This is a genomic window from Rhodococcus sp. KRD162, from assembly GCF_017168335.1.
Lineage (GTDB): Bacteria > Actinomycetota > Actinomycetes > Mycobacteriales > Mycobacteriaceae > Rhodococcoides.
Map to the genome: position 1 here is coordinate 235,519 of NZ_JABFAU010000011.1, position 18,114 is coordinate 253,632.

17 protein-coding genes and 2 tRNA genes are annotated in these 18,114 nt (G+C 64.4%); 11 read left to right on the forward strand and 8 right to left on the reverse strand.

All coding sequences use genetic code 11. The annotated features are described in order from the left end of the window. Window positions 1-108: 108 nt before the first annotated feature. From J1M87_RS15615 to J1M87_RS15625, 3 genes are read left to right on the forward strand one after another with little or no spacing between them, the layout of a single operon-like run. A complete protein-coding gene (locus tag J1M87_RS15615; RefSeq protein WP_206490325.1) occupies window positions 109-882 on the forward strand; it encodes a fumarylacetoacetate hydrolase family protein in 774 nt (257 codons plus the stop codon). 7 nt (window positions 883-889) lie between these two features. Beyond that, on the forward strand, window positions 890-2,365 hold the full coding sequence (gene gltX, locus J1M87_RS15620; RefSeq protein WP_206490327.1) for a glutamate--tRNA ligase: 1,476 nt from the start codon (window positions 890-892) through the stop codon (window positions 2,363-2,365). Window positions 2,366-2,411: 46 nt separating this feature from the next. Continuing rightward, window positions 2,412-3,416: a YihY/virulence factor BrkB family protein gene (locus tag J1M87_RS15625; protein WP_206490329.1), complete on the forward strand. Its 1,005-nt coding sequence runs from the start codon at window positions 2,412-2,414 to the stop codon at window positions 3,414-3,416. On the opposite strand, the gene J1M87_RS15630 is transcribed toward J1M87_RS15625, so the two are convergent. Then, window positions 3,374-4,936 (reverse strand): bifunctional 3'-5' exonuclease/DNA polymerase, encoded by a 1,563-nt coding sequence (locus J1M87_RS15630; protein ID WP_206490331.1) that lies wholly within the window; start codon window positions 4,934-4,936, stop codon window positions 3,374-3,376. The genes J1M87_RS15625 and J1M87_RS15630 overlap by 43 nt on opposite strands. A gap of 245 nt (window positions 4,937-5,181) precedes the next feature. Here J1M87_RS15630 and J1M87_RS15635 point away from each other — a divergent pair. Beyond that, window positions 5,182-5,253: transfer RNA gene (locus J1M87_RS15635), tRNA-Gln, on the forward strand. 106 nt (window positions 5,254-5,359) lie between these two features. Beyond that, window positions 5,360-5,432, forward strand: a tRNA-Glu gene (locus J1M87_RS15640). Between the two features lie 114 nt (window positions 5,433-5,546). Here the strand turns inward: J1M87_RS15640 and J1M87_RS15645 are convergent. After that, on the reverse strand, window positions 5,547-5,714 hold the full coding sequence (locus J1M87_RS15645; protein WP_206490333.1) for a DUF5302 domain-containing protein: 168 nt from the start codon (window positions 5,712-5,714) through the stop codon (window positions 5,547-5,549). A gap of 116 nt (window positions 5,715-5,830) precedes the next feature. Then, window positions 5,831-6,559, reverse strand: coding sequence for an IclR family transcriptional regulator (locus J1M87_RS15650; RefSeq protein WP_206490335.1), 729 nt, complete (start codon window positions 6,557-6,559; stop codon window positions 5,831-5,833). Window positions 6,560-6,707: 148 nt separating this feature from the next. Between J1M87_RS15650 and leuC the strand changes: the two genes are divergently transcribed. The 3 genes from leuC to J1M87_RS15665 all read left to right on the forward strand — a co-directional run bounded on the left by leuC (window position 6,708) and on the right by J1M87_RS15665 (window position 9,634). After that, window positions 6,708-8,132 carry a 3-isopropylmalate dehydratase large subunit gene (gene leuC / locus J1M87_RS15655; RefSeq protein ID WP_206490337.1) on the forward strand — a complete coding sequence of 475 codons (1,425 nt, stop codon included), beginning with the start codon at window positions 6,708-6,710 and terminating at the stop codon, window positions 8,130-8,132. A 46-nt stretch (window positions 8,133-8,178) separates the two neighbouring features. Further along, window positions 8,179-8,796, forward strand: a complete 618-nt coding sequence (gene leuD, locus J1M87_RS15660; protein ID WP_206490339.1) for a 3-isopropylmalate dehydratase small subunit — start codon at window positions 8,179-8,181, stop codon at window positions 8,794-8,796. 148 nt (window positions 8,797-8,944) lie between these two features. Then, window positions 8,945-9,634, forward strand: a complete 690-nt coding sequence (locus tag J1M87_RS15665) for an HU family DNA-binding protein (protein WP_206490341.1) — start codon at window positions 8,945-8,947, stop codon at window positions 9,632-9,634. Window positions 9,635-9,753: 119 nt separating this feature from the next. On the opposite strand, the gene J1M87_RS15670 is transcribed toward J1M87_RS15665, so the two are convergent. The 3 genes from J1M87_RS15670 to cofC form a co-directional block, all read right to left on the reverse strand. Continuing rightward, window positions 9,754-10,689 (reverse strand): NUDIX hydrolase, encoded by a 936-nt coding sequence (locus J1M87_RS15670; RefSeq protein WP_206490343.1) that lies wholly within the window; start codon window positions 10,687-10,689, stop codon window positions 9,754-9,756. Then, window positions 10,689-12,809, reverse strand: coding sequence for an RNA degradosome polyphosphate kinase (locus J1M87_RS15675; RefSeq protein ID WP_241257037.1), 2,121 nt, complete (start codon window positions 12,807-12,809; stop codon window positions 10,689-10,691). Before J1M87_RS15675 ends, J1M87_RS15670 begins: the two co-directional genes overlap by 1 nt. Window positions 12,810-12,981: 172 nt before the next feature. Continuing rightward, window positions 12,982-13,752 carry a 2-phospho-L-lactate guanylyltransferase gene (cofC, locus tag J1M87_RS15680; RefSeq protein ID WP_206490347.1) on the reverse strand — a complete coding sequence of 257 codons (771 nt, stop codon included), beginning with the start codon at window positions 13,750-13,752 and terminating at the stop codon, window positions 12,982-12,984. 116 nt (window positions 13,753-13,868) lie between these two features. Here cofC and J1M87_RS15685 point away from each other — a divergent pair, with 116 nt between their 5' ends. Together J1M87_RS15685 and J1M87_RS15690 are read left to right on the forward strand one after the other, a co-directional pair. Next, entirely contained in the window at window positions 13,869-14,867 is a 999-nt protein-coding gene (locus J1M87_RS15685) for an NAD(P)H-dependent glycerol-3-phosphate dehydrogenase (RefSeq protein WP_206490349.1), read from the forward strand. A gap of 73 nt (window positions 14,868-14,940) precedes the next feature. Beyond that, complete coding sequence (locus tag J1M87_RS15690; RefSeq protein WP_307830823.1) at window positions 14,941-16,047, forward strand: D-alanine--D-alanine ligase family protein; 1,107 nt, start codon at window positions 14,941-14,943, stop codon at window positions 16,045-16,047. Window positions 16,048-16,058: 11 nt separating this feature from the next. Here the strand turns inward: J1M87_RS15690 and J1M87_RS15695 are convergent, their stop codons facing one another. Continuing rightward, window positions 16,059-16,676 carry a DUF3515 domain-containing protein gene (locus J1M87_RS15695; RefSeq protein WP_206490351.1) on the reverse strand — a complete coding sequence of 206 codons (618 nt, stop codon included), beginning with the start codon at window positions 16,674-16,676 and terminating at the stop codon, window positions 16,059-16,061. 3 nt (window positions 16,677-16,679) lie between these two features. After that, window positions 16,680-16,928 (reverse strand): Lrp/AsnC ligand binding domain-containing protein, encoded by a 249-nt coding sequence (locus J1M87_RS15700; protein ID WP_206490352.1) that lies wholly within the window; start codon window positions 16,926-16,928, stop codon window positions 16,680-16,682. Window positions 16,929-17,171: 243 nt separating this feature from the next. Here J1M87_RS15700 and J1M87_RS15705 point away from each other — a divergent pair, with 243 nt between their 5' ends. Continuing rightward, window positions 17,172-18,107, forward strand: a complete 936-nt coding sequence (locus J1M87_RS15705) for a thiamine-phosphate kinase (protein ID WP_307830836.1) — start codon at window positions 17,172-17,174, stop codon at window positions 18,105-18,107. The last annotated feature ends 7 nt before the right edge of the window (window positions 18,108-18,114 follow it).

Sequence of the window (18,114 nt, forward strand, 5' to 3'; positions counted from 1 at the left end):
GACATTGTTTCTTGAGATGTGGAACTCAGACGGAACATTACACCCGCGAAAGGTCCACGGAACGGACGGTGTCGTCGGACGGAGAACCACGGTCGATAGACTTTCGACATGCGTCTCGGTCGAATTGCAAGTCCTGATGGTGTGGCATTCGTGAGTATCGAAGGTGACGGTGATTCGCAGACTGCGAAGGAAATCGCCGAACATCCTTTCGGCACACCCACATTCACGGGTCGGTCGTGGCCACTGGCCGACGTCCGACTGCTCGCGCCCATCCTTGCCAGCAAGGTCATCGCCATCGGTAAGAACTACGCCGCGCACGCGGCCGAGATGGGCGGTGAGGCACCGAAGGATCCCGTGATCTTCATCAAACCGAACACCTCCATCGTCGGTCCCGGTGCCGCCATAGTGCTGCCACCGTCGTCGAACGAGGTGCACTACGAGGGTGAGCTGGCCATCGTGATCGGCCGTCCGTGCAAGGACGTCCCCGCGGCCAAGGCGTACGAGGTGGTGCTCGGATACACCGTCGCCAACGACGTCTCGGCCCGCGACCATCAGAAGCACGACGGGCAGTGGACTCGCGCCAAGGGGCACGACACCTTCTGTCCGCTCGGGCCGTGGATCGAGACCGCACTCGATCCATCCGATCTCGAGATCAAGACCGAGGTCGATGGTGCCGTCAAGCAACAGAGCCGCACTTCGCTTCTGCTGCACGATATTCCGGCGATAATCGAATGGGTCTCGGCGGTGATGACGCTGCTCCCGGGCGATGTCATCCTCACCGGAACACCCGAAGGGGTCGGACCCATCACCGACGGTGACAACGTCTCGATCACCGTCGAGGGAATCGGCACCCTGACCAATCCCGTCGCAGCGAAGAAGTAGGGCAACGATGACCACAGCAACAGAGGTTCGCGTACGGTTCTGCCCGTCTCCGACCGGCACCCCGCACGTCGGCCTGGTGAGAACTGCTCTGTTCAACTGGGCATTCGCCAAGCATCACGGTGGAACCTTCGTTTTTCGGATCGAGGACACCGACGCATCGCGCGACTCCGAGGAGTCCTACGCCGCCCTGCTCGATGCCTTGCGCTGGCTCGGCCTGGAGTGGGACGAGGGCCCCGAGGTGGGCGGCCCGTACGAGCCCTACCGTCAGTCGTTGCGTCGCGACCAGCACACGGCCGTCGTGCAGCAGCTGCTCGAGGCAGGAGAAGCCTACGAGTCGTTCTCCACCCCGGAGGAAGTCGAAGCTCGGCACAAGGCCGCAGGCCGCGACCCCAAACTCGGCTACGACAACTTCGACCGCGACCTGACCCCCGAGCAGCGGCAGAGCTTTCTGGACGAGGGCCGTGGAGCCGTCGTGCGGCTGCGGATGCCCGATCACGACCTCACCTGGAACGACCTGGTACGCGGGGAGACGACCTTCCGGGCCGGTACGGTCCCGGACTTCGCATTGACGCGCGGCAACGGCGTTCCGCTGTACACGTTGGTCAACCCGGTCGACGACGCCCTGATGAGGATCACTCACGTTCTGCGCGGCGAGGACCTACTGTCCTCGACGCCTCGTCAGCTGGCCCTCTACGAGGCGTTGATCCGAATCGGCGTTGCCGATCGAACACCCGAGTTCGGACACTTGCCGTTCGTCATGGGGCAGGGCAACAAGAAGCTGTCCAAGCGCGATCCGGAATCCAACCTCTTCATTCACCGCGACCGGGGGTTCATCCCGGAGGGACTGCTGAACTACCTCGCCCTTCTCGGCTGGGGAATCTCGGACGATCACGACGTCTTCTCGCTCGACGAGATGGTGGCGGCATTCGAGATCTCCTCGGTCAACTCGAATCCGGCGCGTTTCGATCAGAAGAAGGCCGACGCGATCAACGCCGAGCACATCAGGATGCTCACGACCGACGATTTCGCGACTCGGTTGCGGCACTATCTTCTCGGGCAGGGGAATCTGGTCGAACCGATCGACGACGAGGTCTTCGCCGTTGCCGCCGAGTTGGTGCAGACCCGAATCGTCGTGCTCTCGGACGCATGGGGACTGCTGAAGTTTCTGTTCGTCGACGAGGCGGATTTCGAGATCGATCCTGCCGCGGCAGCCAAGAATCTCGGTGCCGACGCCGCGCCGGTCCTCGACGCCGCAATCGCGGCACTGACGGCAACGGCGACCTGGGCGACCGCGGACTTGGAAACCGCTCTCAAACTCGCACTGATCGACACCTTGGAACTCAAGCCGCGCAAAGCGTTTGCGCCGATTCGGGTGGGAGTGACCGGCTCGCACATCAGCCCGCCGCTGTACGAGTCGATGGAACTGCTCGGGCGCGAGAAGACTCTCGCACGTCTGGCAGCCGCCCGCGCCCGCATCGCGTGACGATGGTCTGCCAGATGCGCACTCCGGCGTCCGGTCGCAGCGTCCGGTGAGCGTGACCGACCGGCTGGACCGACTGCAGCGCCGTCGGCCAGTGCTCGGATTCCCCATCGCGGTCATCTACAAGTTCGTCGACGATCAGGGCGGCTACCTCGCCGCCCTGATCGCGTACTACGCCTTCGTTTCGCTCTTTCCTGCGCTGCTGCTCTTCTCCACGATCCTGGGGATCGTGTTACGGGGCAACCCGGAGCTGGTGCAACAGATCCTGAACTCCGCGCTCGGGCAGATCCCGGTGATCGGGGACGAATTGGGGCGACCCGAACGCATCGGCGGGGGCACCCTCGGTCTGGTCGTTGGCGTCCTCGGCTCCCTGTACGGCGGCCTCGGGGTGTCCGTTGCGTTGCAGAACGCGATGAACATCGCGTGGGTCGTACCGAAGAACTTGCGGCCCGATCCCCTTCGAGCCCGCCTGCGCGGATTGGGTCTGCTCAGTACGGTCGGGCTGGCGGTTCTCGCCATCACGGCAGTGAACGTACTCAGTGCCGCAGGGTATTTCGGCTCGGAATCCGGGTTCGTGGTGTTCGTGCTCGGCACCCTGTTCTACGTCGGAGTGTTCGTCGTGGCGTTCCGACTCGCGACAGTGCGTCCGGTGTCGATCTCGCAGGTGTTGCCGGGAGCGATCGTGGCCGGTCTGACCTGGCAGCTACTGCAGACCTTCGGCAGCGTGTACGTCAAGTACGTCGTCGGCAATGCGAGCGTCGCGAACGGTGTGTTCGCGGTCGTGCTCGGATTGTTGGCGTTCATGTACGTGACCGCGGTGTCGATCGTGATCTGCATCGAGATCAACGTCGTTCGTGTCGATCGATTGTTTCCGCGGTCTCTGCTGGCTCCGTTCGTCGACGACGTGGACCTGACCGAGGGCGACAAACTCACCTACACCGGACAGGCAGAAGCTCAGCGCAGTAAGGCTTTCGAGGACATCGAGGTGACGTTCGAGGAACCGGCACGGGCTCAGTCGACATCCTCCTCCGAATCGGACGCCGAAGCCCCGTAGAAGCGGCCGATTCTCGTCTCCATGGGAAAGCGCACCGCAGTATCGCCGAACATCAGTCGGCTCGCCGTCGACGCCGCCGACGACACGGCCTCCGATACCCGATCGGCGTCGGCCAGCCGGCAGTGCACCACCACCTCGTCGTGTTGAAAGAACACCAGTTCACTGTCGCCGAAGCTGCCCTCGGCCAACCGGCCACGCAGATCCGCCAGCAGGCACAATGCCCATTCCGCGGCGGTGGCCTGAACGACGAAGTTTCTGGTGAAACGCCCCCGCGCGTGCGCGTCTCCGTTCGACCACCACTGCGCCGATGGCGGTGGGCATGCTCGGCCCAGCCAGGAGTGGACGACCTCGCCTCGTTCGCCCGCCCGGGCAGCGGATTCGACGAGGGCGACGGCGCCGGGAAACTTCGCTCGTAGGCGTGTCAGCAATCCGCGTGCCTCACCCGAGGTCGCGCCGTACAGCACCCCGAGAACGGCGACCTTGGCATGGCCGCGATCACCGTCGAACGATTCCGCGGCCACCGGTGCGTAGAGATCCGCGGTGCCTGCCGCGGCCACCATGCGTGGATCGCCGGACATCGCAGCGAGGATTCGTGGTTCGAGCTGGCCCGCATCGGCAGCGACGAAGGTGTGGCCGGAATCGGCGATCACGCTCGCTCGCAACGGCTTCGGGATCTGCAAGCCGCCTCCGCCGCGGCTCGCCCACCTGCCCGAGACCACGGCACCGGGAACGTAGACCGGGCGGAATCGGTCGTCTCGTACCCAGGTGTCGAGCCATTGCCACCCGTTCGTGGTGTGCAGTTTCGACAGATCGCGATGGCGCAGCAGTAACGGAACAGCCGAGTGGTTCACCTCGCGGATGACGTGTGCGCGAGTCGATGTCAGTTCGATTCCGGAACGTGCGAATGCGGCCACCACCTCCACCGGAGAGGACGGGTTGACGCGTCTGCCGAACGCCGAGGAGATCTCGCTCTCCAGTTTCACCAGAGCCGGGGGAGTCGAGCCGTCGACGGGACGGGCCCCGAGCATCGACTCGAGGTGACGGCGATGCGCCGCAGCCGAGAACGGCAATCCGTCGTAGGTCATCTCCGCCGCGGCCAGAGCCCCGGCCGACTCGGCCGCCGCCAGCAGTTGCAGTGCGCGATCGTCGCCGATCTCGAGTAGCTGGCGTCGGTACTCCTCGAGCACCGCTGCGGGGTCGGAGTGAGGATCGGCGTCGAACAATCCCGGCCGCAGGTCCGCGGGCAGTGACGGGGCAGTCGCAATGCCGGTGCGCATCGCCAGAATCGCACCCACCAACGCAAGATCGTGACAGCGGCGCACGCGTACGTCGTTCGCGAGCAGGCGAGGGTAGATCCGCCCGGTGTCCTGCCACACCCACCTGGGTTGCTCGGCACGTTCGAGCTCGGCGACGGCCGCGGCAGTATCGTCGACGACGGTGGGATCGCCGCATACCGAGCCGTCGTCGTCGAGACGCGTCAGCACTGCCTGGTGGCCGCGAGGGACGACGAGGACCTTCATCGGATTCGGCGGAACGTGCGCGCGGTCATGACGAACAAGTCTGCTCGACGCGCGTTCGGGCGTGCAGAGCAGGTTCGCGGCAGGTGCGAGGATCGCAGTCCGGGGCCCGGACGAGTGCGACACCGGGAGGTTTCGGGTGCTCTGAGCAGCCGATTTGGAGAATGGGTAGGCACCTTTGATAGTCTCTATCCCGGCTCGAAACGCAGTGCACACCGAACGCGGTGAGCAATTCGATTCAAGTCCTTTGGGGTATGGTGTAATTGGCAACACAGCGGTTTCTGGTACCGCCATTCTAGGTTCGAGTCCTGGTACCCCAGCAGCCATCAGCGGTGATTTTGCCGCCGGTGCTGAGGCAGTTATGCTGACTCAGCGACTCGTTCGATACGACACGAGTCTTGCTCGAAGTATGCAGGTGAAGTTCCTGGCCCCGTCGTCTAGCGGCCTAGGACGCCGCCCTCTCAAGGCGGTAGCGCGGGTTCGAATCCCGTCGGGGCTACAACAGACAACACCCTCTCGGTCCTCGGACCGGGAGGGTGTTGTCATGTCCGGGTGTTGTCATGTCCGGGTGTTGTCATGTCCGGGCGGGTGTCGGTTGCGGTACGGGAGGGTGTCAGACGCTCTTGCGCCGGAACATTTTCTGATGGTCGGCCGGACCGTGGACGTTGCCGACCTTGGGTCCACCGTCCTTGTGCTCGACGGAGTTGTGGGACTTGCTGTTCTTGCGCTCCAGTACCTCGCGGAACTTCTTCTTCAGTTCTTCACTGCCGGATTCGGGCATGGGTGACTCCTCGCAGTCGACGACCGGCCGGTGGGGCCGTTCGAGACGAACGTACTCCGTTTTCTGCGCGCGATCAGTTTCTTTTTCGGTAGTGCTGCTGGGCGCACGGTCGGTGCTCAGAGTCGCTTGTGCAGTGCGTCGGCCGCTGCGAGTAGATCGGCGGCCCAGCGCGCACCGGGCTTGCGGCCGATTCGGTCGATGGGTCCCGATACCGAGATCGCCGCCACCACAGCGTCGTTGCCGTCGCGCACCGGCGCTGCGACGCTCGCGACGCCGGGTTCTCGCTCTCCTGCGCTCTGTGCCCAGCCGCGTCGTCGAACTTCGATGAGGACGCGCTCACTGAATTCCGCTTCGGGAAGCACGATACGTTTGGTTTGCGAATCTGCCCATGCCAGAAGGACTTTGGCTCCGGAACCAGCCGTCATCGGGAGCCGGGCGCCCACGAGGACAGTGTCTCGAAGTCCGGTCGGGGGCTCCATGGAGGCGACGCAGACACGGACCGATCCTTCGCGCCGATAAATCTGCACGCTCTCTCCGGTGATCTCGCGCAGGCGCGGTAGCACGGAGGCGGCCGCGTCGAGCAGTGCATCCGAGGCGCTCGACGCGAGTTCTCCTAGTCCCGGCCCGGTACGCCACAGGCCGTCGGCATCTCGAACGAGGAGGCGGTGGGTTTCCAGTCCGACTGCGAGTCGGTGTGCGGTGGCGCGGGGCAGGGTGGTTCGAGCGCAGAGATCGCCCAGATTGCATGGCTTCTCGGCCACTGCGTGCAGCACTGCCATCGCCTTGTCGAGCACTCCGATACCGCTCGATTGGTCTACGAGGCCACCCAGGCTATGCTGTCTCATAGAACGATATTAGCCTCCCGAATGCTGAGATCGCACAATTGTGAGATCACGCGAGCGTCGAGGAGCATGATGTCGAGACGATCATGCGCCGAATGAACCACCCCGTTCGCCCGGCGCGGCGACAGGAAAGACGAGGTCTGCGACACCGATGTCCGAAACACCGAAGACTTTGGCGGAGAAGGTATGGGACCAGCATGTGGTGGTCCGAGGCGGCGGAGAAGACGGAGCGCGTGAGCCGGATCTGATCTACATAGACCTTCACCTCGTACACGAGGTGACCAGCCCGCAGGCCTTCGACGGTCTGCGGTTGGCCGGCCGTGGACTTCGACGCCCCGATCTGACGATCGCGACCGAGGATCACAATGTCCCCACGGCCGACATCTTCGCGCCCATCGCAGATCTCGTCTCGCGTACCCAGGTCGACACCCTTCGCCGCAACTGCGAGGAATTCGGCGTTCGGCTCTACCCGATGGGTGACCTCGATCAGGGCATCGTGCACATCATCGGTCCGCAGTTGGGTCTGACCCAGCCCGGCATGACCGTCGTGTGCGGCGACAGCCACACCTCGACGCATGGTGCCTTCGGTTCCATCGCCATGGGAATCGGAACGAGCGAGGTCGAGCATGTGATGGCCACCCAGACCCTGTCGTTGCGTCCGTTCAAGACGATGGCGATCACCGTCGACGGTGAACTCGCCCCCGGTGTGACGAGCAAGGACCTCATTCTCGCGGTGATCGCCCAGATCGGAACCGGTGGCGGCCAGGGGTACGTACTCGAGTACCGCGGCGAGGCCATTCGGAAATTGTCGATGGAAGCGCGAATGACCATCTGCAACATGTCGATCGAAGCCGGCGCACGGGCAGGGATGATCGCCCCGGACGAGATCACCTACGAGTATCTCGCGGGGCGTCCGCACGCCCCCCAGGGAGCCGACTGGGACGCCGCGGTGGCGGCATGGAACGAGCTCGCGACCGATCCGGATGCGGTGTTCGACAGTGAGGTCCACATCGACGCCGACACGCTGACTCCGTTCGTCACGTGGGGAACCAATCCGGGGCAGGGTGTGCCGCTCGGTGGTTCCGTGCCCGACCCGGAGTCGATGACCGACGAGAGCGAGCGGGTAGCGGCCCAGAAGGCCCTGCAGTACATGGGTCTCGAAGCGGGTACACCGATCCGGGAGATCGCCGTCGACACCGTGTTCGTCGGTTCGTGCACCAACGGCCGGATCGAGGATCTGCGCGCCGTGGCGTCGGTCCTCGAGGGCCGCACAGTTGCCGAGGGGGTGCGAATGTTGGTGGTACCCGGGTCCATGCGGGTGCGAGCACAGGCGGAAGAGGAAGGCCTCGGCGACATATTCACGGCCGCGGGAGCCGAGTGGCGACAGGCCGGATGCTCGATGTGCCTGGGAATGAACCCCGACCAGTTGGCTGCGGGCGAGCGATCGGCGTCGACCTCGAATCGCAACTTCGAGGGCAGGCAGGGCAAGGGCGGTCGAACTCATCTCGTCTCACCTCTGGTCGCGGCCGCTACGGCGGTTCGCGGAACCTTTTCTTCTCCGGCCGATCTCGCGTAGAAGCGCTGTCGGCCCGGATCGATCGAACGCACAAGGAGTCAATTCGATGGAAGCTTTCACTCGGCATACCGGTATCGGAGTTCCGCTGCGGCGGTCCAATGTCGACACCGACCAGATAATCCCCGCGTCCTACCTCAAGCGGGTCACCCGCACGGGATTCGAGGACGGGTTGTTCGCGGCCTGGCGCTCGGATCCGAACTTCATCTTGAACCTCGAGCCGTACAACCGAGGTTCGGTGCTCGTTGCCGGGCCCGATTTCGGGACGGGATCGTCACGCGAGCATGCCGTCTGGGCGCTTTCGGACTTCGGTTTCAGGGTCGTGATCGCGTCTCGGTTCGCCGATATCTTTCGCGGAAACTCGGGCAAAGCCGGGCTGCTGGCGGCCGAAGTCGAGCAGTCGGACGTCGAATTGCTGTGGAAAGCCTTAGAAGAACAGCCGGGATTGGAAATAATTGTCGATCTCGTCGACAAGACCGTAACGGCTGGAACTTTGGTGGTGCGCTTTGCGATTGACGACTACACCAGATGGCGTCTGCTGGAAGGTCTGGACGACATCGGACTGACATTGCGCCAGGTAGAGGCCATTGCGGAGTACGAAAAGTCAAGGCCGTCATACAAACCCCTGACGCTCCCGGCGCGGATCGAAGCCCCGCACAAAAGCTGACCTGGAGGGGGTCCGACACGCTTTGCGGCCGTGAATCATTCCGCGACACGTCATGAAAATTGGCGTGGCGCATAGACTCTTGACGACTTGGGGTTTACCGTTGTAGTAGTCGGTCCGACGATGGGCCACAATATAGCGGAGGAAATCCATGAACAAGGCAGAGCTGATCGACGCCCTGACCGAGAAGTTGGGGTCTGACAGGCGGAGCGCCACAGAGGCTGTCGAGAACATCGTCGACACCATCGTGCGCGCAGTGCACCGAGGCGAGAGCGTCACGATCACAGGCTTCGGTGTGTTCGAGCAGCGTCGTCGCGCAGCACGTGTCGCGCGGAACCCCCGCACCGGCGAGACTGTCCGCGTCAAGCCGACCAACGTTCCAGCGTTCCGGCCCGGCGCACAGTTCAAGGCCGTCATCGCAGGCGGACAGAAGTTGCCTGCCACCGGTCCGGCCGTCAAGCGTGGCTCGGCTGCGGCTCCGGCCAAGAAAACTGCTGCGGCGAAGAAGACGGCTGCCAAGAAGGCAGCTGTGAAGACGACCGCGCGCAAGGCAACCACGGCAGCTGCCAAGAAGGCGGCACCGGCCAAGACCACCGCGCGCAAGGCCGCAGCTCCCGCGAAGACCGCCGCCAAGAAGGCAGCGCCCGCCAAGACCACGGCGCGCAAGACCGCCGCGAAGAAGGCTCCGGCCAAGACGGCTGCCAAGAAGACGGTAGCCAAGAAGGCTCCGGCCAAGACGGCTGCCAAGAAGACCGTAGCCAAGAAGGCCCCGGCCAAGAAGACTCCCGCGAAGAAGGCTCCCGCGAAGAAGGCTCCGGCCAAGCGCGCAGCAAAGAAGTAGAGCCTGCAGACTTCACGTATCGAATACGGCGTGATGTCGACGCCCGCGTAGCCCGACACAGCAAGGCCCCCGACTCGATCGAAGAGTCGGGGGCCTTGCTGTCGCTCGCGGCAGCTGCCCTAATTGTCGGCGACGAGCGTGGGAAGGGGACTGGCAATGTGATCGGCCGCAACGAGCCTGCCTTTGTGACGCGAGAGCACCCACACACTGCCTTTTCGGTTTCTGTTGGCAGGCAACGTAATTCCGTCTTTCTCGGCCCACCAACGCATCAGATCGGGGATCACCTTGCCCTGACTGCAGACCACGGGTGTGCCGGGTAGGTCGGCGATGTCGCGAGCACGACGGCGCCCCTTTCGCGGGTCGTCCGCATAGCCCTCCTCGGACAACAGGTGCTCGGAGACGACAGGTACCCCCAGCGAGTCGGCGTAGGGACCGACCGTCTGGACGCATCGGGCACGGTCGGCCGCGTACACCGCATCACCCCCGAAAGCGCGGAGCAACGGCACCAACGACTCGGCCTGCCGTCTTCCGGTCTTGTCGAGCGGGCGCTCGACGTCGTTGCCCTTGAACCGCGATCGCGAACCCGCGCTACCGTGCCGAACGAACAGCACCGTCGAGGTATCGGCCGGCTCCGCCATGAACCGCCGAAGGATCTTGTGGTCCATGGGATATGACAGTTCATTGCCGATGTCGCCTGGCGCGATCCACCGCAGTTCGTCCACCTCGGCGTTGGGGACGAACGCCCCTCCGGTTGCCTCTGCCGCCCAGTAGAGAACCTTCTTCATTCGGCGGTGGCCGGGGACCGGGTACGTGACATAGGACAGCGACCGTCCGAGGCGTGAGTCGAATCCGGTCTCTTCCTTGACCTCTCGAACAGCGGCATCGATGGACGTTTCACCGGGATCGAGCTTGCCCTTGGGAAAGGACCAGTCGTCGTACTTCGGGCGGTGGACGATCGCGACCTCGACAGACGACGCCTTCTTCGGCGAGCGTCGCCACAGGATCGAACCGGCTGCAAAGATGTTGGCGCGCGGGGAGCCGTCGGAAGTGCCCATCAGGAGGCCTGGTTCCTCCGGCTGCGCATCAGTTCGACCTGATGCTCACGGACCTTCTCGCCCTGCGCCGGTGAGGCCACCCAGCCACCGTCCGGTCCCAGTACCCAGCATCGGGTGGTGGGGTCGAGAGCAGAGTCGAAGATGTCACCGAGTTGTTTCGCCAGCCGAGGATCCTTGACCTGAGCCATCACCTCGACTCGGCGGTCGAGGTTGCGGTGCATCATGTCTGCGCTGCCGATCCAGAATTCGTCGGCACCCTGGAAATGCAGAATCCGCGAGTGTTCCAGGAATCGACCGAGGATGGAACGAACCTCGATGTTCTCCGACAGACCCGGTACTCCGGGCTTCAGTGCGCAGATTCCGCGAACCACCACCTTGACCGGAACCCCTGCGATCGACGCGCGATAGAGGGCGTCGATGACCTGCTCGTCGACCAATGCGTTCGCCTTGAGGCGAATTCCGGCCGCACGGCCCGCCTCGAGGTGTTCGACCTCGGCCTCGATGCGGTCGACGATTCCGCCGCGAACTCCGTACGGTGCGACGAGCAAGTTGCGGTACTTGGACTTCCGGGAGTATCCGGTGAGCGAGTTGAACAGATCGGTGAGGTCGGCTCCGATTTCTGGAGACGAGGTGAGCAAACCGACGTCCTCGTAGATGCGCGCGGTCTTGGGGTTGTAGTTGCCGGTACCGATGTGGCAGTACCGACGAATGACGGACCCTTCACGCCGCACGACGAGACAGGTTTTGCAGTGTGTCTTGAGGCCGACCAGGCCGTACACCACGTGCACGCCCGCCTTTTCCAGTTTGCGCGCCCACTCGATGTTCGCCTGTTCGTCGAAACGCGCTTTGATCTCGACCAGCGCAACGACCTGTTTGCCCGCCCCGGCGGCGTCGACGAGCGCGTTGACGATCGGGGAATCTCCGGAGGTGCGATACAGAGTCTGTTTGATCGCGAGCACTTGTGGGTCGGCTGCGGCTTGCTCGATGAAGCGTTGAACGCTGGTGGAGAAGGAATCGTAGGGATGGTGCACCAACACATCGCCGTCGCGCAGGGTCGAGAAGACACTCTTGGGCGTCTCTCGCTCACCGAATGCCGGGTGGGTGGCAGGGACGAAGGGTGCGTCCTTGAGATTGGGGCGGTCGACACTGTAGACCTGCCACAAGCACGACAGATCGAGCAGTCCGGGAACCTGGATGACGTCGCCTGGATCGACATCGAGTTCGCGCAGCAGTAGTTCGAGCATGTGCTCGGTCATGTCGTCGGCGATCTCGAGACGAACAGGCGAGCCGAAACGTCTGCGGGCGAGTTCTCGTTCCAGTGCCTGCAGCAGATCCTCGTCGCGATCTTCCTCCACCTCGAAATCGGCGTTGCGCGTGATGCGGAACGCATGGCTCTCCACCACCTCCATCCCAGGGAACAGGGCGTCGAGATGTGCCGAGATCAATTCCTCCATCGACAGGAAGGCGTCGACGCGGTGATTGCCTTCACCGCGTTTGACGCGCACGAAGCGGTCGACATTGTCCGGAACTTTGACGCGGGCGAAGTGTTCGCCGCTTGTGGAGTAATCCTTCACTGTCACAGCGAGATTGAGGCTCAGGCCGCTGATGTACGGAAACGGATGTGCGGGGTCGACGGCCAGTGGTGTGAGGACAGGAAACACCTGCTCGGTGAAATACTCCGAGAGCCGCGCACGTTCGTCGCTGTCGAGATCCGACCAGCGGATGATCGCGATGCCCTCGGCGGTGAGCTCGGGCAGGATCGAATCCAGCAGCACTCGCGCATGTTTGAGTGCGAGCTCCTGGGTGCGTTGACCGATCACCGCGAGCTGTTCACGCGGTGTCATACCGTCGGCGGACCGAACCGAAAGTCCGGTTTCGTCACGACGTTTGAGGCCGGCAACCCGAACCATGTAGAACTCGTCGAGATTGGATGCATAGATGGCGAGAAACTTCGCCCGTTCGAGCAGCGGAAGCGAGGAGTCCTCGGCGAGCGCCAGGACCCGGGAGTTGAAGTCGAGCCAGCTCAATTCCCGGTTGAGATAGCGGTTTTCGGAGAGGACGGTGGCGGCATCCACCGATTCCGGTGTGGCGGCCGGCAACGCGGACGGGATGCTCGGCATCGTCGCAGCGATCGGGGCGCTCCAGGCGGCACCAGAGCCGTTGCCTTCTCCTGTCTCGATCGACGGATCTTCGTTCGCTGGCTGCACGTCGTCTCTGCTCACGGGACGATCATCCCCCATATACGGCTCGCGTGAAACTCCGATGTACGAAACTCCGATGTACGAAACGCGGTCAGGCCCTCGTGGTCGACGCGTCGCCGCTCCAACCGAGCGAAGCCAGGACGGCCGCCGTCGCTGACCCGACACCGAGGGCATGCGCTCGTTCGAGATCGGAGACAGTGTCGACGTCGAGCCGGAGCCCCGGCCACTTGCCGTCGAGTTCCACTGCGCCGGACTCGGTGTGACGACGCGCAGAGTGGGCACCGAACAGCGGAGTCAGCTCGTCCGGGGAGTCTTTGAGAATCAATGCGGCGGTACCCGTGCCGTGATGATCGACCACCAGCGATCTGCCTCCGCAGCGAGCAGCGGCGTATGCCTGCGCGAGTTCGGCCGAACGCAGCGCCGGAAGATCGGCTTGCAGTGCGATGATGTCGATGGACGCGACCGGCGGAGCGTCGCCCGCCAGGACCTCTGCCTCGATGTGCTCGCGGCGCAGTACGTATGCCGCTGACGCGAACGCGTGATTGAGTCGTTCGTTGGCGGACTGCTCGGGGCCGCCGATCGGTTCGTCGAACACGCGTGCACCGATTCCGCGAGCGGTGTCGGCGACGATCGGATCCGGGGTGACCACCGTGACCGAATCCACCACCGATATCGCTGCAGTCACGGTGTCGCTGAGCATCGCCAGCACCAACCGGGTTCGCTCGGCAGCCGAAAACTCGGCAGCCAAGCGGGACTTCGCCGTCGTGAGATCCTTCACGGCGATGACAACGTCGACCGTCCGCTCGGCACGGTCCGATGACGTGGCCGGTCGATCGCGGTCCTCGGCTCGTGATGCACCCATGGTGATCGATCCTGCCAGCGCCACGGATCTGCGCCGACTCCGACCGCCCGAGCAAGTTGTCGAGTTAGGGTGACGCGCGTAGGCAAGGCACCGGGATCGAGCGAGGGGTTGGCGGTATGAGTAGAGCAGCGGTACTGGGGTCGGGTTCGTGGGGTACGGCGTTCGCCAAGGTGCTGGCCGATGCCGGAACCGAGGTGACCATGTGGGCTCGCCGCGAAGAACTTGCTGCTGCGGTCACCGAGCACCACGAGAACAAGGACTACCTTCCCGGAATCGAGCTGCCGTCCTCGATTCGCGCCACCAGCGATCCGGCTCGTGCGCTCGACGGGGCCGACATCGTGGTGCTTGCCGTGCCGTCGCAGTCTCTTCGAGCCAATTTGGAGGACTGGACCGAATCGATCCCAGCGCACGCGACATTGCTGTCCTTGGCCAAAGGGATCGAGACCGGGACGCTCATGCGGATGAGCCAGGTGATCTCTCAGGTCACCGGAGCCGATCCGAGCCGAGTGGCGTGTCTGTCCGGCCCCAACCTCGCGCGTCCGATTGCCGAGGGACAGCCCGCTGCCACCGTCATCGCATGCTCCGACTCGCAGCGCGCCCTCGAGATCCAGAAATCGTGTGCCACCGGATACTTTCGGCCGTACACCAATTCCGATGTCATCGGTGCCGAGGTCGGTGGTGCCTGCAAGAACGTCATCGCCCTCGCGTGTGGGATGGCAAGTGGCGTCGGGTACGGGGAGAACACCCTGGCATCGATCATGACCAGGGGCTTGGCCGAGATCATCCGACTCGGGGTGGCGCTCGGTGCTACGCCGTCGACGCTGTCCGGCCTGGCCGGGGTAGGCGATCTCGTTGCCACCTGTTCCTCCCCGCTCTCTCGCAACCGCACATTCGGTGAGCGATTGGGTTCGGGCGGCTCACTCGAGAGTGCGCAGGAAGCCGCGCACGGACAGGTGGCCGAGGGAGTCAAATCGTGTACCTCGGTGCGCGCTCTCGCCGAAAGCTACGACGTCGAGATGCCGCTGACCGATGCCGTGCATCGGGTGTGCCACGCAGGCATGTCCGTTCCGGACGCGGTCGGTCATCTGTTGGGACGGCGCATCAAGCCAGAGTGAGGCAGTGACCGAGGTCTCGCGACCAACAGGGCGACTCTTCGTTCGGCGCGTCGCGACGGTACGGTTTCACCTCGTGAGTACTCACCGCATCAAAGTTGCCGTCGTCTTCGGTGGCAGGAGCAGTGAGCACGCTGTCTCCTGTGTATCGGCAGGTAGCGTGCTGGCGAATCTCGATCCCGACAAGTACGAGGTGGTCCCCGTCGGCATCACCCCGGACGGTGCCTGGGTGCTCGGATCGAGCGATCTCGAGGCTCTGACGATTCACGACCGGGTACTTCCCACCGTGGACAAGGCGGGAACAGCCCTCGCCCTCAGTACCGATCCGGGGCACGCCGGTGCGTTGCTCGCTCTCGGGGAGGGCGAAGGGGGAACGGTGTTGGCTTCGGTCGACGTCGTCTTCCCGGTTCTGCACGGACCGTACGGTGAGGATGGCACGCTGCAGGGCCTGCTGGAGTTGGCCGGTGTTCCGTACGTCGGGCCAGGGGTGCTGGCCAGCGCGGCAGGCATGGACAAGGAATTCACCAAGAAGCTCCTGGGAGCCGAAGGGCTTCCGATCGGCCGTCAGGTGGTACTTCGACGCGGGGTCGACGATCTGACCGATGCCGAGCGCGACACCATCGGGTTGCCTGCGTTCGTCAAGCCCGCCAGAGGCGGATCGTCCATCGGCATCTCGCGCATCACCGCATGGGATCAACTGAGCACCGCGATCGCCCTGGCGCGTGAGCACGATCCGAAAGTGATCGTGGAGGGAATGATCCACGGCCGTGAGGTCGAGTGCGGGGTACTCGAATTTCCCGACGGCAGCGTGCGCGCGAGCGCAGTCGCCGAGATTCGGCTTCCGGACGCGGCGGCCGACGATCACGCCTTCTACGACTTCGACACCAAGTACCTCGACGACGTCAGTGAGTTCGAGATCCCGGCCGCACTCGACGATGCCACCAGCGACCGCATCCGCGAACTCGCTGTCGCGGCGTTCCGGGCACTGGATTGCCAGGGACTGGCTCGGGTGGACTTCTTCGTCACCGCTGACGGACCGGTCATCAACGAGATCAACACGATGCCCGGGTTCACGTCCATCTCGATGTACCCCAAGATGTGGGCGCACTCCGGCGTGGACTACTCGACGCTCGTCAGCACCCTGATCGATACCGCTCTCGCCCGCGGCACCGGATTGCGCTAGGGGCGCGCGGGCTACGGCAACGGAGCCGGGTCGAGGGGTTGCTGAGGCAGTGCGTTCGCCACGGCAGTCGACGCATCCTGAATGGGCGTCGGGCCCGTTCCGCCCGGGACGGTCAGCGCGACGTAGACACCGCGGTCGACGACGAACCAGGTGCTGGCATCGATTCCGTCGTCGCTTCCGGACACCTCGAACCACTGAACGCCGTTGATCACCTGAAGTGGCGCCGCGACATCGAAACCGATGGGGCGGGGCAGACCGCATCGCAACACGACCGGCTCTGCGTTCTCCTCGGACGAGACCCATGCGCGAACTCCGACGGGCGCGGGCTGCGCCAACTCGGCTTCGGTGTAGTCGCCCAGGTTCTCGGGCAGTGCGTCCAGTAACGAGGCGCACTGCGCGCTCGAGGCATCGGGGGCATCCACCGGTCCGAGGGCAACAGGATCGTGGACCGGGGAGCGATTGACCGCGATGGCAGCGACCAGGACTCCGACGACCAGGGCAACCGGGAGCGCGATGGCGGTGGCGATCACTGCAGGATGACGCTGCTCTCGAGTGTTCACGCCCTCGCTGTTCTCTGCAGCGCCGTCCTCGGTGGCGTGATCTTCGTTGCCGGTATCAGGTGAGCTCACGAGTTATCCGATGGACGCGGGCGACTGCGGGGCCACCGGGCAGGTGAGGGTGCGTGTGATCGCATCGACCTTCTGGATGCGGGAGACGATCTCGGCGACCTCGCCGTCGGAGGCCCCGTCAGCTCGCGCGATCACGTCGTACGGCCCGACGACTGCCTCGGCCGACACCACGCCGTCGACGGCCTCGATCTGCTGCGCGACGGCCGTCGCGCGCCCCACCTCGGTCTGAACGAGGACGAATGCTTGCACCATCGGTGGTCCCTTTCTCCTGCCGGACTTCTCGACTGTAAATTGAGTCCACTACGTTCTGTTCGCACGTGATCTGCTGCGTCGGTGCTGTCCCGGCCGCCGCTAAAAGGTACCGCAGGCTCGTCACGTGCTCCGCGTGAGACCGTCCCGCGCACCGCGCTCTCGGAGAGGAACATCATCGACGACCCCGGCACCGAATCGGCCGCAGACATCGAACGCACCGTTGCACAGGTCGGCGAATTCGATGTGATCGCCCGCGCCGTCGCGGGCCGTGTGCAACCGCCCTCGACCATCCTCGGGCCAGGCGACGACGCGGCCATCGTCGCCGCCGCCGACGGCCGAATCGCGGCATCGACCGATATGTTGGTGCATGGCAGGCATTTTCGGCTCGATTGGTCCAGTCCGGTTCAGATCGGCCGGAAGGCGATTGCGCAGAATGGTGCGGACATCGCTGCGATGGGTGCGCAATGCTCGGGGTTTCTCGTCTCGCTCGGGTGCCCGGCCGACACCCCGGTGAGTGTGATCGACGGGATCAACGAGGGGATGTGGCTCGAGGCCGCAGCCGCCGGATCGGCCGTTGTCGGTGGTGACCTCGTGCAATCCTCGGATCTGGTGATTTCGATCACCGCGCTCGGCGACCTCCAGGGCAGGGCTCCTGTGCTCCGCTCGGGTGCGCGGGTCGGTGATCTGATCGCGTACGCGGGTCGGCTGGGGTGGTCCGCTGCCGGACTGGCGTTGCTGCTCGCCGGCCGAGTCCGCACCGGCCACGATCTGGTTCTGGACGCACATCGAGTGCCGGCACCGCCGTACCGTGCCGGTGTGGAGGCAGCCGAGGCAGGCGCGCACTCGCTCACCGACGTCTCCGACGGTTTGTGCTCCGATCTCGGGCACATCGCCGTTGCGTCGGGGGTCGGAATGGTCATCGACCCCGAGCGATTGGTTGTGCCACCCGAACTGCACTCGGCAGCAACCGAATTGGGAGTCGATCCGGTGGACTGGATACTGACCGGGGGAGAGGATCACGCTCTGGTGGGCACGTTCGACGGGCTCGGCACCATCCCGCAGGGGTGGACGGTCATCGGCCGCGTCGAGGACCGCGACGGTGGGCAGGCGAGGCCGGTGACCGTCGAGGGACGCATCGGATCGGGCAGAACGGGATGGACGAGCTTCGAGAGCACATGAGCGTGCT